Source organism: Alicyclobacillus mali NBRC 102425 (genome assembly GCF_001570745.1).
In the GTDB taxonomy this organism is placed as follows: Bacteria; Bacillota; Bacilli; order Alicyclobacillales; family Alicyclobacillaceae; genus Alicyclobacillus; species Alicyclobacillus mali.
This window is the reverse complement of sequence record NZ_BCSG01000032.1, coordinates 1-14,305: the sequence shown is the minus strand read 5'-3', so window position 1 is coordinate 14,305 and position 14,305 is coordinate 1. Positions and strand designations below refer to the sequence as shown.

16 protein-coding genes are annotated in these 14,305 nt (G+C 60.0%); 11 read left to right on the top strand and 5 right to left on the bottom strand.

Annotated elements, in window-relative coordinates:
- Positions 1–24: 24 nt before the first annotated feature.
- Positions 25–1,461: a tagaturonate reductase gene (locus tag AMA01_RS11105; protein ID WP_067850958.1), complete on the top strand. Its 1,437-nt coding sequence runs from the start codon at positions 25–27 to the stop codon at positions 1,459–1,461.
- 150 nt (positions 1,462–1,611) lie between these two features.
- Positions 1,612–3,009, top strand: coding sequence for a sugar porter family MFS transporter (locus AMA01_RS11100; RefSeq protein WP_067850998.1), 1,398 nt, complete (start codon positions 1,612–1,614; stop codon positions 3,007–3,009).
- An 89-nt stretch (positions 3,010–3,098) separates the two neighbouring features.
- Here AMA01_RS11100 and lexA read toward each other — a convergent pair whose 3' ends face one another.
- Both lexA and AMA01_RS11090 read right to left on the bottom strand, forming a co-directional pair.
- On the bottom strand, positions 3,099–3,707 hold the full coding sequence (lexA, locus tag AMA01_RS11095; protein ID WP_156468449.1) for a transcriptional repressor LexA: 609 nt from the start codon (positions 3,705–3,707) through the stop codon (positions 3,099–3,101).
- Positions 3,708–3,784: 77 nt separating this feature from the next.
- A complete protein-coding gene (locus tag AMA01_RS11090; protein WP_067850954.1) occupies positions 3,785–4,576 on the bottom strand; it encodes a Cof-type HAD-IIB family hydrolase in 792 nt (263 codons plus the stop codon).
- Between the two features lie 166 nt (positions 4,577–4,742).
- On the opposite strand from AMA01_RS11090, the gene AMA01_RS11085 reads away from it, so the two are divergent.
- The 9 genes from AMA01_RS11085 to AMA01_RS11045 all read left to right on the top strand — a co-directional run bounded on the left by AMA01_RS11085 (position 4,743) and on the right by AMA01_RS11045 (position 11,989).
- A complete protein-coding gene (locus AMA01_RS11085; RefSeq protein WP_067850952.1) occupies positions 4,743–6,137 on the top strand; it encodes a glycine--tRNA ligase in 1,395 nt (464 codons plus the stop codon).
- A 49-nt stretch (positions 6,138–6,186) separates the two neighbouring features.
- A complete protein-coding gene (locus AMA01_RS11080; protein WP_067850950.1) occupies positions 6,187–6,378 on the top strand; it encodes a hypothetical protein in 192 nt (63 codons plus the stop codon).
- A gap of 141 nt (positions 6,379–6,519) precedes the next feature.
- Positions 6,520–8,463: a bifunctional homocysteine S-methyltransferase/methylenetetrahydrofolate reductase gene (locus AMA01_RS11075; RefSeq protein WP_067850948.1), complete on the top strand. Its 1,944-nt coding sequence runs from the start codon at positions 6,520–6,522 to the stop codon at positions 8,461–8,463.
- An 87-nt stretch (positions 8,464–8,550) separates the two neighbouring features.
- The gene (locus tag AMA01_RS11070) at positions 8,551–9,153 is read left to right on the top strand and encodes a TlpA family protein disulfide reductase (protein WP_067850946.1); all 603 of its coding nucleotides are present in this window, start codon (positions 8,551–8,553) and stop codon (positions 9,151–9,153) included.
- A gap of 79 nt (positions 9,154–9,232) precedes the next feature.
- The gene (locus tag AMA01_RS11065; RefSeq protein ID WP_067850996.1) at positions 9,233–10,237 is read left to right on the top strand and encodes a GGDEF domain-containing protein; all 1,005 of its coding nucleotides are present in this window, start codon (positions 9,233–9,235) and stop codon (positions 10,235–10,237) included.
- A 100-nt stretch (positions 10,238–10,337) separates the two neighbouring features.
- Entirely contained in the window at positions 10,338–10,679 is a 342-nt protein-coding gene (locus tag AMA01_RS11060) for a hypothetical protein (protein ID WP_067850944.1), read from the top strand.
- Positions 10,643–10,948 (top strand): hypothetical protein, encoded by a 306-nt coding sequence (locus AMA01_RS11055; protein ID WP_067850942.1) that lies wholly within the window; start codon positions 10,643–10,645, stop codon positions 10,946–10,948. The genes AMA01_RS11060 and AMA01_RS11055 overlap by 37 nt, the downstream gene beginning before the upstream one ends.
- 31 nt (positions 10,949–10,979) lie before the next feature.
- Entirely contained in the window at positions 10,980–11,480 is a 501-nt protein-coding gene (locus AMA01_RS11050; RefSeq protein ID WP_067850940.1) for an Hsp20/alpha crystallin family protein, read from the top strand.
- An 11-nt stretch (positions 11,481–11,491) separates the two neighbouring features.
- Positions 11,492–11,989: a hypothetical protein gene (locus AMA01_RS11045; RefSeq protein WP_230087921.1), complete on the top strand. Its 498-nt coding sequence runs from the start codon at positions 11,492–11,494 to the stop codon at positions 11,987–11,989.
- 30 nt (positions 11,990–12,019) lie between these two features.
- Here the strand turns inward: AMA01_RS11045 and AMA01_RS11040 are convergent, their stop codons facing one another.
- From AMA01_RS11040 to AMA01_RS11030, 3 genes are all read right to left on the bottom strand, one after another.
- Positions 12,020–13,003 (bottom strand): electron transfer flavoprotein subunit alpha/FixB family protein, encoded by a 984-nt coding sequence (locus AMA01_RS11040; protein WP_067850936.1) that lies wholly within the window; start codon positions 13,001–13,003, stop codon positions 12,020–12,022.
- Between the two features lie 39 nt (positions 13,004–13,042).
- The gene (locus AMA01_RS11035) at positions 13,043–13,801 is read right to left on the bottom strand and encodes an electron transfer flavoprotein subunit beta/FixA family protein (protein WP_067850934.1); all 759 of its coding nucleotides are present in this window, start codon (positions 13,799–13,801) and stop codon (positions 13,043–13,045) included.
- Positions 13,802–13,848: 47 nt separating this feature from the next.
- The coding region (locus tag AMA01_RS11030; RefSeq protein WP_067850932.1) for a TetR/AcrR family transcriptional regulator C-terminal domain-containing protein at positions 13,849–14,305 on the bottom strand (457 nt) is incomplete at its 5' end.

The window sequence follows — 14,305 nt, the reverse complement described above, 5'->3', positions numbered from 1 at the left end:
ATCTTTCCGTGAGGAGACGAGAAAATGCGGTTACACGCAGGCGCATTGGACGGTGAAGCTCGCGCGAGCTTTGAGCGCGCGCGGGCCATGCCCATCCGGGTCATTCAAATCGGCGAAGGTATCTTTCTGAGAGGCTTCGTCGACTGGCTTGTCCACCGCCTGAATGAGTCCGGAGCGTTTCAAGGGCGGATTGCCGTGGTGAATCCGCGGCCGAGCGGCACACATCACATTCATCAGTTTCAGGAGCAGGAAGGACTATACACCGTGACGGTGCGCGGCCTTCAGGACGGGAACCCCGTGGAACATGCGGAGCTTGTCACGTCCGTGGCCCGCGCATTCGACTCCACCTGCGAATGGTCGCAAGTGCTGCAATTGGCGCGGGATCCGCATGTCGAGATCGCCCTGTCCAACACCACGGAGCTCGGCGTGCGGTATGAGCCCGTGCCCCGGCCATCGTCGGAGGCTCCACCGGCCACTTATCCAGCCAAGCTCGCCCAGTGTCTGTACGAGCGCTATCGCGCGCTCGGATGGCAGGAGGCGGGACGAATGGTTGTGGTCCCGTGCGAGCTCATCGACGACAACGGTCAGCAGCTGCGCTCCATCGTCGAACGGCATGCGGCAGATTGGGGACTTGAAGACGACTTCTATCGATGGCTACGCGATCGCGTCGAGTTCTGCGACACGCTTGTCGATCGGATTGTAACGCCGTACGCAGGCCATCCGCCGCTGCCGTATGAAGACGCGCTGGCGGTGACGGTCGAGCCGTACTACCTGTTTGCCATTCGGGGGAGTGAGCGGTTGAAGGCGCTGTGGCCGTTTGCGGAGGTCGGCCTCAACGTTCACTACGCGGACGATATCCGCGACTTTCGCTTGCAAAAGCTTCGGGCGCTGAATGGCACACACACGGCGCTGGCCAACTTGGGCCTCATGGCAGGTCTTGAGACGGTGCTCGAGGTGATGCAACACCCAACGCTTTCACAGTTCGTCCACCAACTTGTGCAGGACGAAATTGTGCCGGCCACCGAGTCTCGTGTGACCCGGCCGGAGATGTTGCGAGCATTCGCCCGTGACGTGCTCGAGCGGTTTCAAAATCCATACCTAGAGCACAAGCTGCGCTCCATTGCCACCAATGCCATCTCGAAGGCGCGCATCCGGCTTGTGCCTACGCTCCTCGACGCGGTGGAGCGGCTGGGCGAAGCACGCAGGCTCACGGCGGCCATCGCGGCGGTGAGCTTGGCCTATCGCCCTGGCATGAGGGACGTGGCAGCGTCGGATCCGGCCGCGGATCGGCTGATGAGTCTGTGGCAGGAGGACCTTGAGGGCTCGGCGCGGGCCATTTTGTCCGACGCGGAACTCTGGTCCGCGGATCTGACGGAGGTACCCGGCGTGCTCGACGGTTGGGTGAGGTTTGTGGCCACGGCGCTCAGCCGCGGTCCGGTCGAAGCCATCGCTTCCTTGTGAAGTAAACGGGCCACCCAAGCTGCCAGCGGAAAGGAGGTGAGCCAAGCGACACGGGGTGATAAGCATGGTCTGACTGTCCGTTGCGCTGAACAACAGGGAACCAAGAGATGGTCTCCCTTGCAACATGCACTCAGGAGGTGACCGAACTTGATGCAGACAGAAGTCACTCAGGTAGAATATCGGCCGAATCTGAGCTATGTCGTGACAGTCGTCGTCATTGCATCGCTCGGCGGACTTCTCTTCGGTTACGACACCGGCGTGATCGCAGGGGCAAACGAGTTTTTGAAAACCGAGTTTCACATGAGTGCCGCCACCACCGGACTCGTGTCAAGTAGCATCGATCTCGGCGCCATGCTCGGCGTCCTCATCGCGGGTTTTCTCGGCGACGCCATCGGCAGAAAGAAAGCGCTCTCGGTCGCTGGCATCATCTTTATCGCCTCGAGTTTGATCTCGGCTTTCACGCCGAGCGTCGGCGTTCTGGTGCTCGGACGATTTATCGGAGGCGTGGGCATCGGTTTGGCGTCGCTGTTGTCGCCGCTTTACATCGCCGAGATTGCGCCGCCCCGGATCCGAGGGCGGTTGGTTGGTTCGAACCAATTGGCTATCGTGTCTGGAATTTTCATCGTGTATTTTGTCAACGCTGCCATCGTCAGTTCGCACACAGCGGCTTGGAACCAGACTACGGGCTGGCGCTGGATGTTCGCCATGGGCGTGATTCCCGCAGTGATTTTCTTTGCACTGCTGTTCTTCGTGCCCGAAAGCCCAAGGTACCTGATGAAGCGCGGGCGCGAGGCGCAGGCTCTTTCGATTCTCGAACGCGTGAGTGGTCCCGAGCGGGCAAGCTTTGACGCAAATGAAATCCGGAAGTCGCTCGAGGTGGTTCCGGATTCGCTGTTTCAGGAACTGTCCCGCCCGGGCATTCGCAAGGCGCTGGGTATCGGGGTCGTGCTCGCCATCTTTCAGCAGTTTACCGGCACAAATGCCGTGGGTTATTATGCGCCGATGATCTTCAAGGCAGCTGGCGCTGGGACCAATGCGTCCTTCTACGACACGGTATGGATTGGTGCCATCAAGGTTATCTTCGTCATTGTGCTCATGATCATCGTCGATCGCGTCGGACGAAAGCGGTTGCTTGTATGGAACGGCGGGCTCATGGCGCTCTTTCTCGTCATTCTCGGCATCGCTTTCTCCTTGCCTCATATGATCACGTGGCTGGTGCTCGCGCTCGTCTTTGCGCACACCATTGCCTACGAGTTGTCCTGGGGCGGAGGCGTCTGGATTGTGCTGTCGGAGATTTATCCCACCGCCATCCGCGGCCGTGCGATGGCTATCGCGTCTTTCGCGCTGTGGTTCGCCACGTACCTCGTGGCGCAATTTTTCCCGATTCTACTGCAAGCCATCGGCGGAACGTGGACATTTTGGATCTTTGCGGTGTTTTGCGTCGCCATGGCCGTCTTCATGCAGCGCGCCGTGCCGGAGACGAGTAAAAAGACGATGGAGAACATTCAAAGCGATTGGCTGCAGTCGGAGCGGGGGCGCACGCTGTGAACGCCTGAGCCAACGTGTTTGCCTGGTCTGAAAGAGGTGTTCTGGAAATGCGGCGAAGCGAAACAGGCTTGCGCCGCATGTTTTTATTTCTATCGAATATGGCGAAAGATGCCGATGACCTTGCCCAGAACGGTCACTTTGGGAAAGTAGAGGGCCGGCATCTCGTCGTTTTCCGGTTGAAGGCGCACGCGGCCGTCCTCGCGATAAAACCGCTTGACGGTGGCCTCATCTTCGTCGGTCATGGCCACGACGATGTCGCCGTTGTCAGCGGACGTCTGCCGGCGCACGATGGCCAAGTCCCCGTCGTAAATGCCCGCGTTGATCATGCTGTCGCCGATTACGCGCAGCGCAAAGACTTGATCCGCCTTCGCAAAATCGCGCGGCAGAGGCAGATAGCCCTCAATGTCTTCCAGTGCTGCAATGGGAAGTCCCGCCGTCACACGGCCGACAATGGGGGCGAGAACGACGTCCCCTGGCTCTTCGTCGTCCACCAGGAGTTCCAATGCCCTCGGTTTCGTCGGATCTCGACGCAAATAACCCTTTTGTTGCAGACGCTCGAGGTGACCATGAACTGTCGAACTCGATGCCAAACCGACCGCTTCGCCGATCTCTCGCACCGAGGGAGGATATCCTTTTTCGCGGATGTTTTTTCGGATAAACTCGAGAATTGCGCGTTGACGAGCCGTGAGACCGCTCACCGTCCCCACTCCCTTCGGCCTCATTCTACCACGTGAAGCCCGGGGTGCAAACAGGTGTTCGGAGTTGACGATACGGGTCAGACGAGACCCAACTCTGCCAGCGCGTCCGCGACGCCGCCCTCATCGGCGCGCGAGGTGACGCGTTTGGCCGCGCGCTTGACGTCGTCGCTTGCGTTGCCCATGGCGTAGGAGTAACCCATCGTGCGAAACATACCGATGTCGTTGCCTCCGTCGCCGATGTGCACGGCATCTTCAGGTGCGATGCCCAGGTGCGAGAGAAGATGCAGCGCACCGATGGACTTATCCGATTTGCGCCGCTGAAAGTCGACGGCCCGTTCGTGCCACCGGTACACATAGCATTCGGGAAACTCGCGCTCGAACACGTCATCCCACTCGGCCGTCATGAACGCGTTCAACTGAAACACGCCAATATCATCCAATCGTTCGGCCATTGTCGGTTCGCACACAATGGGTGGGAAATCATAAGACGCGAGGACCGGCAGGTATTCGGCGGGAATCGGGCGCAGGCTGAAGGCGTGATCGTGCGTATGAATGATGGCCTGGATGTCACGGCGCTCCGCCGCTTCCAGGATTCCTCGAACCACGTCACGCGAGAAAGGAAGAGAAAAGATCTCTCGTTCTCCTGCCTTCACCAAACCGCCGTTGAAATAGATGCCGTAAGGGATGCCGAGTGACGCCTGCACGTGCTGAGCGTGGATGACGCTGCGCCCCGTGCACACCGCGACGGGAATCTGGTTTTCAATCAGTTTGGCGACCGCCGCGGCGCTTTTTGGCACGATCCGGCCGTTCACAAACAGCGTTCCGTCGATGTCGAGAAACACCATCTTGACGCGTTGCTTGGTCTTCACGAACAACTCCCCCCATGCTGCGACCGCTCGCGCCGGTATCAGACCAGTCGGAGTTTCATTATACACAACACCTTGCCAAAATAGGCACAGCGAACGCGCTCCATTGCGCGCACGCGCCAGGCTCGGCTATCATAGCCATATTGAGGACGAGCAGGAGGAACAGTCGATGCAGGTGACGATGGATACATTGGTGTCGCTCGCGAAGCGGCGCGGCTTTATTTTCCCTGGTTCCGAGATCTACGGCGGACTGGCCAACACATGGGATTACGGGCCGCTCGGCGCGCAGGTGAAGCACAACCTGAAGCGCGCATGGTGGCGATTTTTCATCGAGCAAAATCCGCTGAATGTCGGCCTGGATTCGGCCATCCTGATGAACAAGCAGGTTTGGGTCGCGTCCGGACATGTGGCGAACTTCCACGATCCGATGGTGGATTGCCGTCAGTGCAAGGCCAGGTTTCGCGCCGACAAGTTGATTGAAGAGGCGGCTGAGGCGCAAGGAAAGACCCTGGTCGTGGACGGGCTGCCGTTTGCGGAGATGGAGAGGCTGATGGAAGAACTCCAGATTGCATGTCCCAACTGCGGGGCGCGCGATTTTACGAATGTCCGGCAGTTCAACATGATGTTCCGCACGTTTCAGGGCGTGACGGAGGACGCGGCGAACGAGGTGTACCTGCGCCCTGAGACCGCGCAGGGTATCTTCGTGAATTTCAAAAACGTGCAGAGAACCATGCGCAAAAAGCTGCCGTTTGGCATTGGTCAGTTCGGCAAGAGCTTTCGCAACGAAATCACCCCCGGCAATTTCATTTTCCGCACGCGCGAATTCGAACAGATGGAGATCGAGTTTTTCTGCGCACCGGGCGATGATGAGAACTGGTTTGCATACTGGCGAAAGACGTGCATGGATTGGCTGCTTTCATTGGGTATCAAGCCGGACAACCTGAGGTATCGCGACCACGCCAAGGAGCAATTGTCACACTACAGCAAGGCGACGACGGACATCGAGTATCATTTCCCGTTCGGCTGGGGAGAACTTCTTGGGGTCGCCAATCGAACTGATTACGACCTCAAAGCACACCAGGCCCATTCAGGCGAGAACATGATGGTGCAGGAGGAAGGGCGGGAGCCGTTCATTCCCTACTGTATTGAGCCGTCGATCGGCGCGGATCGCCTCTTCCTTGCGCTGTTCGCCGACGCCTACGATGAGGAAGAAGTGGCGGAGGGAGACACGCGCGTGGTGCTTCGGCTGCACCCTAAGCTCGCGCCGTATCAGGTGGCGATATTGCCGCTTTCCAAGAAGCTGAACGAGCCTGCACATCGCCTCTACCTCGACTTGGCGAAGGCGTACAGCGCGGATTACGACGAGACCGGGTCCATCGGCAAGCGATACCGTAGGCAGGACGAGATCGGAACACCTTTCTGCGTGACCTACGACTTCGAGTCGGAATCGGACGGACAGGTCACTATCCGGATGCGCGATTCCATGGAACAGGTGAGAGTGCCTATTGCAAGCGTGCGCTCGTGGCTGGATCAACAGCTGCAGTCGTCTGGCGCGTCGTGGTGAGGGCATGAAGCTGGCATGATGGTGCCATGCTAAGCCGGGGGTGGGCCAGATGTCAGGTGAACACACGCAACATCACAACGACGACTTCACGTTTGTGGGTGCGCTCAGCCACAATCACGAGGTGGAGACGTTCGTGGAGCGGCGCAACCAGATGATCGGTTCGCGGTTGGATGCGGTGGTTCCCTGGAAGGCATATCACCGGGCGAATGTGCCTCACGGCAAGAGGCAGTCGAACGGGTGAGAAACACCCACACCCTGGGCGGTCCGCATCGGCGGATCGCCTTTTTTCGGCTTTCGTTGAACCTGCGCCGCTGGCGTGTGTTACAATGTCGAAAATCTCGCAAACCTTTCATCTATCGCGTGAACGAGAGGAAGAATTCAGATGAGCGATGCAGTGTGGCGCCAGTGGCGTCGTCCGCCGCGGGACGTGGAGGGCCCGCTTGGCGCGTACGTCCTATTCGACGGGGCCATGTCGACTTACATGCACCAATTGGGTGTTCCCATCGGCACCCCGGTCGAGCAGCTCAACCTGACTTCGCCCGATCTTGTCGCCCGTGTGCACCGTCGGTACGTCGAAGCGGGGTGCACGGTGGTGCAGACCAACACGTTCATGGGCAATCGGTTGGCGCTGGAGCGTCACGGTTTGCACGTGGACGTTCTTGGCCTGAACCGGCGAGGTGTTGAGATTGCGCGCTCTGCCGCCCGCGATCAAGCGAGCGTGTACGGCACCATGGGCCCTGCGATGGGGGGATATCGCTACGGCGCTCTTCTTCAAGATGAAGAGCGCGACGTACTTGCCCGCGTGTACGCGGAACAGGCAGAAGCGCTCGTCGGCGCGGGTATCGACGGTTTGGTCCTGGAGACGTTCCCGGATCTGGAGGAGGCACTCGTAGCGATCGCGGCCGTCCGTCCGATTCTCGGGGATCTTCCTTTGGTGGTCAACCTGTCGCCAGAGGAAATTGGTGTGACGCGCGACGGTGTCCCCCTCGCGCACGCGTTCCGGCGCATCAGGGAAGCGGGTGCTGATGTCGTAGGAGTCAATTGCCGGCTTGGACCTTACGGCATCTTGCGGTCTTACGAGCAGGCGGGTGTGACGGCAGATGGACCGTACGCGGCGGTGCCGAACGCAGGCATTCTGCAGCGATCGGAGGGGGACGAGATCGCGTACACGGGCGACACAGAAGATTTTTCCCGTCTCATGCTGCGAATTGCGCAACTTGGCGTTCAGTGGCTCGGCGGCTGTTGTGGAACGACGCCTGAGTACATCCGTGCGCTTCGCGATGCGTTGATGCGCGCCGAACGGACATCGGGTGATGCCGACGTCCCGGCGCACGTCCACGCGGCCAGCCGCCGCACCACCGTGGCAGTCGAATCAGGAGCCGGCGTGTATCACGACGGCATGAGCGTGGTTGACATCGCTAAAGAGAGAAAGGCCATCGTGGTCGAACTGGACCCGCCGAAGCACTTGTCCATTGGTCGGTTTTTGGAGGGCGCCGAGGCGCTGGCTCGCGCGGGTGCCGATCTCATCACGATGGCGGACAATTCACTCGGATCGGTCCGCGTGTCCAACATGGCGCTGGCAAGCCTGTTGAAACAGCGAGACATCGAGCCGCTCGTCCACGTGACTTGCCGCGATCGAAACCTCATCGGGCAGCAGTCGCACCTGATGGGGCTCGCGGTACTCGGAATTCGCAACGTTTTGCTTGTGACGGGAGATCCGTCTCGGTATGGCGAACTGCCAGGGGCCACGAGCGTCTACGACGTGTCCTCCATGGACCTGACAAAAATGGTGCGCAGGTTAAACGAAGGAATCGGTTTCTCGGGCCAGCCGCTCAAGCAGCCCTCGCGATTTGTCATCGGCACAGCGTTCAATCCGCACGTTCACAACTTCCATAAGGCCGTGGAGCGCCTGAAGCGAAAGGTCGAGGCGGGCGCGGACTTCGTGATGACACAGCCCGTGTTCAATGCCGATTTGATGGAGGCTATCGCGGAGGCCACGCGCGACCTGGGCGTGCCGGTCTTCGTAGGCATCATGCCACTGACGAGCGTGCGCAATGCGGAGTTTCTCCACCACCAGGTACCGGGCATTCGGCTGTCCGACGAAGCCCTGCGCCGCATGCGGGAGACGTCACCGGAAGAAGCGCCCGCCGTGGGAGAGGCCATTGCGCGGGAACTCGTGGAGATGGCTCTGCAGCGGTTCCCGGGAATTTATTTGGTGACGCCCTTCCTCCGCTACGACATGACAGCCCGGCTCACCCTGCACGCCCGGACCCTGGAAGCGCGTCTGGTCGCTGAAGCGCACGGGCGGAACGGTGGCGCGTTCTGAAGGCTACGAAACTCTCCTGCGCGCGATTGCCGCAAGACGTGAGCCGGGGTATCGTAGGGAGGAGGTCCCGGTGAAGGGAGGGCTCGTATGCGCCGGACATGGGTGCTCGCACTGGCCGGATGGGTGGCAGTGTTGATGGCGGGGTGTGGCACCGTCGAAAATGCCGCCATGAGCGGCCAGCCCGGGAAGAGTTCTGGGCGGGATCGCGCGCATCCCCTTGTGTTTCAGAATCTCACGGGCGAGATGAACGAAGGACAGGATCCGAGGTGGGATCCTCAGCCCGCCTCCTCAGACCTGTACGGTGCAGTGACCGTTTGGACGGCGACAGGTCAGAAGGAGTTGCTGAGCGCGGATGCTCAGCCCCTCCTTTTTGCGGCGTACTGGTGTCCTCATTGCCAACGCACGCTGGAACTGTTGACTTCGATTCGCCAGCGCCTGAAACGAGATCCTGTGATTGTCAACGTAGGATATCCGGCTGGCACGTCGCTCAAGACCGCGGTTCGCATCGCCCGAGAAGAGGACGCGACCCTGCATTTGGCTCCGTTCAAAGAGGTGTTCGTCTTGACACCGTCCGCTGGAGATCGGTACGCTCCGCTGGGATATCCAACGCTCGTGTTTCGCCAGGGGAATGACCTGTGGTCGCTGTACGGTGAACACAGGGCTGCCGTATGGGAAAAAGCGCTGTCCTGAAGGCGCCAAAACGCTTACAATCACAACATGAGACCTACGAGACAGCGAGAGCCAAGTCGGATCGCGGGTGACGATGCAGATGGACGCAGGTGCGCTCAGTTCATTTTTTGAGCATACGCGGACGTGGGGACGTGCGCAGCGCGGGATGGAGCTGTTTCAATTTGCCGCCGATGCGCTAACGCATCTCGCGTCGGTGGACGGTGGGTTCTTTATCTATCGCAAACGCGGCGTGGAGACGGGTGGTGAACCCCAGCCACCGGCTGTCTACCACACGTTTGGCACATTTGCAGAAGAGCCTATCGCCCCGTGCGTGGAACAGCTTTTGCGGTCCAGTCTCACGCTGGACTTGCCGACGGGGCGCTGGCTGTTGGTGGAAGACATTCCTCAGGACGATCTCCGGACGTGGCTCGCATCGCTCTCCGTGCTGGAGTTTGGCGTGTGGCCTCTCTATTCGCGCGAAGAAGTGCGGGGCGCCATGGTTGTGGCGCGGACAAAAGCCGTGGTGCATCTCACGTGGGAGACGAGCCATGCGCTCATGGAGGCGTGTTCGGCACAGGTCTCGCTCGCGCTTGACATGATCATGGCCATCCGGATTGCGGAACACGCCAGTCAGCGAGACCTGCTGACCGGCGCCTGGAATCGGCTGGGCATTGAGCGAAGGTGGCCGCGCGTCTTGGACGCAACTCGCGGAGCGGATGAGCGGCACGTCATCGTCGGCGTTGTGGACATCGATCATTTCAAGCGCATCAACGACACGTACGGGCATCCCGTGGGAGATCGCGTGCTGCGCGTCGTGGCCCAGGCGCTTCAGGAACAAGCCCAGCCGGACGAACTCGTGGGCCGCATCGGCGGAGACGAGTTCATCGTCATTGCGTGGTCTGACGTACCCGACTGGCGGCCGAGGATGCTCGCCATGCAACGGGCCATTCGAGAGCATTCGAGCGGCACATGCCAGGTGTCCGTGGGCGGGAGCGTCTTCGGCTTGGATGGCGACAGCTTGGAAGCCTGCTACACCGCTGCCGACGAACGCCTTTATGAAAACAAGCGCTGGAGAAAGCAACACGGAGAAAGCCCCGTTTCGTAAATCACCCCGCTCGTGGCCGGTCCATTGACAAGCGGAATGAAGCCAATAGCGTTCGCATACATCTGAACAGAGGTTTTGGTCCCGCTGGGAGGATCGGCGCATGTTCTCGCTTCGCCGCCGCAAAAAGGAAACCGAGATCCTCGAACAGTTGACGCGCGTCTTGACGATGCTGGAGGAACGGTTGGATCCGTCGCCGGATCGCCGGATCGACATCGCCGTGGAGCGCCTCCAGGTCGATCGCGTCGATCTCAAGGAACTCGTATTCCGGCTTGATAGGTTGGACATCAACGAGCTGAGCGGAACGCTCACCCTTGGAAATCACATCCGGATGGACGCCCACTCGACTTCCGAGCCATCGACCGAAACTTCGGAACTAGAAGCGACATCAAGGGGGTACCGCATATCGTGGAGCGAAGAGCGCCAAGCGCAGAGCTCGCCGTGATCCCCGATCTGCAGCCGTTCGTGCGCATCCTGTCGCCCACGTTTGTGATTGGCCAAATCACGGTTCATCAAGTGGCGGGCGCCTCCGTCATGAGCCTTGGGAACACGTGGGCATCCGACTTTCGCCATCAGGCGCACGTGCAGCAGGGATTCGGCAACGTGTACGGCAGCCGTTCCATCGTCGCCAACAATCAGTGGGCACCACCCGTCGAGACCAGGGCCCGTGAGGAACGGCCGTCCCCGTGGCCGGTGCGCTGGGTCCGATCCTGAGGCGCGGGTGTTCCGCGTTGGAGGCTGAAGGATGAACCAGAAGTCCAATCACCCGTTCGAGTTTCTCAATCAGTTGCAGGAACTCGGCGACATGAAGAAATGGCTTGGGCCTGATTTCCTGAAAAACATGCCGATGCCGAATTTTCAAGGCATGCCGTTCTTTCAGGACGAAACTGCGGGATCGCCTTTTCCGCCCATCGACCTGTACAACAGGAGCAGCGAGATAGTCGCTGTGATCGCGCTGCCAGGTCTGAAATCTCAGGGTGATGTGTCGCTCACGGTGCGGCCGCGCTTGCTGCGCGTGCGAGGCCATCTCTCCTCGTATTTCGCAGCGGCACACGATCACATCCTGTCCTCCGAACTGTTCCGCGGCGATTTCGATCGCGAGATTGACCTACCCGAGCGCGTCAATCCGGACGGCGTCAAGGCGGTCTATCGCAGTGGACTTCTCATTGTGTACATGGCCAAGGATTTAGCTCGCGAGACGCCGGGGAACAGCATCGCCATCGAATTCAGCCCAGAGGAAACATGATGGGGGAGGGGATGCCGTTGCGCGCGTGGCCCATCCACCTTCATGTCGGGTCCGTCGAGCGCTCCTCCGCTCTGATCGTCGGTGGATGCAACGTCGTCTATGGACTCAGTTCGCACGAAAAGTCAAACACCGGCTTTGGCCAGGTGGGCTCCCATTCGTGGATTGCGCAAAACCGTGTGCTTCTGTACGATCCCGACGGGATCGACATGCCGGTGGATGATCGCGACATGCATGTGCTCCAGACGCGCCAACAGGCGCCCATCGACACGCGAATCGCGTTTCAGGGGCTCGGCGTGAACTCGATGCAGCAAAATGCGGGCGTGTTTGTAGGGGACGCTCAAATCACCGGATGGGATCAACATCAGAAATCGAACAAGGCGTCCGGCGATATCGGCGGCGATCACAACGTCGAGATCGCGGGGCTGCACGTGAACTACGATGCGGATGGCATGGACGGGGTTTTCTTCGATGGAGATTATAAAGCGGGCACCTTCGTGCGCCAAGGTTAGCGCAGCGAGGTGCCCGCGGTCTTTTGCGCGTCAGGCTCTGGCGGCCGCCAATTTCTCGCGAAGCTTTTCAGTCAGCTTCGGCAGAATTTCGAACAGGTCGCCCACCACGCCGTAGTCGGCGATCTCGAAGATGGGCGCTTCGGCGTCCTTGTTAATGGCGATGATGAGCTTCGACTGGCTCATGCCGGCGAGGTGCTGAATCGCACCGCTGATCCCGCATGCGATGTAGACGTCCGGTGTCACCACCTTGCCCGTCTGGCCGATCTGCAGGCTGTAGTCGCAGTAGCCCGCGTCGCAGGCCGCCCGAGACGCGCCGACCGCAGCATCCAGGACTTCCGCGAGCTCGTAGAGCGGCTTGAAGCCGTCCGCGCTCTTGACGCCGCGGCCGCCCGAGACCACCACCCGGGCCTCGGTGAGATCCCGGCCCGTGCTGGCCTTCTTCTGCACGTTGACGACGCGCGTCTTCACGTCAGCCGGTTCGTCGAAGGTGCGCACTTCAACCGGCGCAGAGCCGCTCTGTTCTCCGTCCGCAGCGAGGTTGTTCGGGCGGACGGTCACGACATATGGGGTTGACAGCACGCGCTTCGTTTCGAACGCCTTGCCCGCGTAGATGGGGCGCTTAAACAGGACGTCGCCCCCTTGTGCATCCAGGCTCACCACGTCCGACACCTGAGGCGCGTCCAGGGCAGCCGAGATCTTCGGCGCGAGATCGCGGCCGCCAGCCGTGTGACCGAGCACCACCACGTCTGGCTGTATCTCGTCCAGCACCGGGCGCAGCGCCAAATAGTAGTGCTCCGAATCGTAGTTGGTCAACGATTCGCCCTGAATTGCAATCACCTTGTCTTGCGGGTGCTGGGCAAGCTCATTCGCGGCATCCTGAACCTGGCTTCCCAATACGACCGATACAATCGATCCGCCGTCTGCAATGGTGCGTGCAGCAGTCAGCGCCTCCAGCGCGACCTGACGAAGCTTTCCATCGCGTTGTTCCGCAATCACCAAAACTTTTTTCGGCATCTTCTTCAACCTCCCGTTGATCTTTCCGTCCCGTCCACGTCAGCGAAGTGCTTTCGCGAGGATCTCCGCCAACTGCTCCGCCTGCTCATCCGGGGTGCCCGTGATCTTCTGGCCAGCTTGGCGCTTCGGCGGCAGCGTCACCTCGACGCGCTCCACCTTTGCGCCCGCGTCGTCGCTGGAGAGGCCGAGATCGGACAGGGTCAGAGTGGTAAGCGGTTTCTTCTTTGCCTTCATAATATTGGGGAGCGATGGGTAGCGTGGCTCATTCAGACCTTGCTGCGCGGTGAACAGGGCCGGCAGCACAGCGGTGACGGTCTGCACATCGCCGTCGACTTCTCGCACGCCAGTTGCCTGATTGCCCTCAATGGTCAATTGCGTGACCGCGGCGATGTGGGGAAGACCCAGTTCGTGCGCCACGCGAATGGCTACCTGACCGGCTCCATTGTCGACGGAAAAGTTGCCTGCGAGCAGCACGTCAAACGACTTGTCCTTCAGGTAGGCGACGATGGCCTTGGCGATGGCGCGCTCATCGGTGAGCTCAGGCGCTTCGATCAAGACGGCTTCGTCAGCTCCCATGGCGAGCGCCGTACGCAGTGCCTGCGTCGTGTTGTCATTGCCCACACTGACCACGGTCACCGTGGCACCTTGGTTTTCCTTCAATTGGATGGCCTCTTCGACCGCGTATTCGTCGTACGGGTTAATGATCCACTTGACGCCATCCTCCGCGATCTTGCCATCCGCGAGCCGGATACGCTCTTCGGTGTCAAACGTCTGCTTCATCAGGACTACGACATGCATGATGAACCCTCCTAAAACGAAATATGGGTGGTTTGGGTCCTGCGCTGTCAGGCGCGAAGACCTCGGAGAAAGAAGTCGACGGTCTTGTCGACTTGGGCCGAGAGAGAGTACCTCCTGCCCGAGATGAGCCAGGACGATACCACCTCGTCCATTGCGCCAAAGATCAACAGGCGTGTGAGCTTCACATCCAAGTCGCTGCGGAAGATCCCTTGTTCAATCCCCCGAACCAGCACGTCCTCAATCAGCTGGATGTAGGGCTTCAAAGCATTGCTGATTTCGCTGTGCAGTTCGCGCGAACTCTGGCGGAGCTCCAACTGTGTGACCTTGGCGAGTTGAACATCCTTCTCGAGTTCGGTGAAGTGAAGCTCGCAAACCTTGCGGATGGCTTCGTCCGCGCGATCATCGTCATGCACGTGCTCGTGAAACTTGCGCACGAGACTGCCGAGCTTCTCCCGAAACAACGAGATCAGGATGTCCTCCTTGTTTTTAAAGTACGAGCCCTTT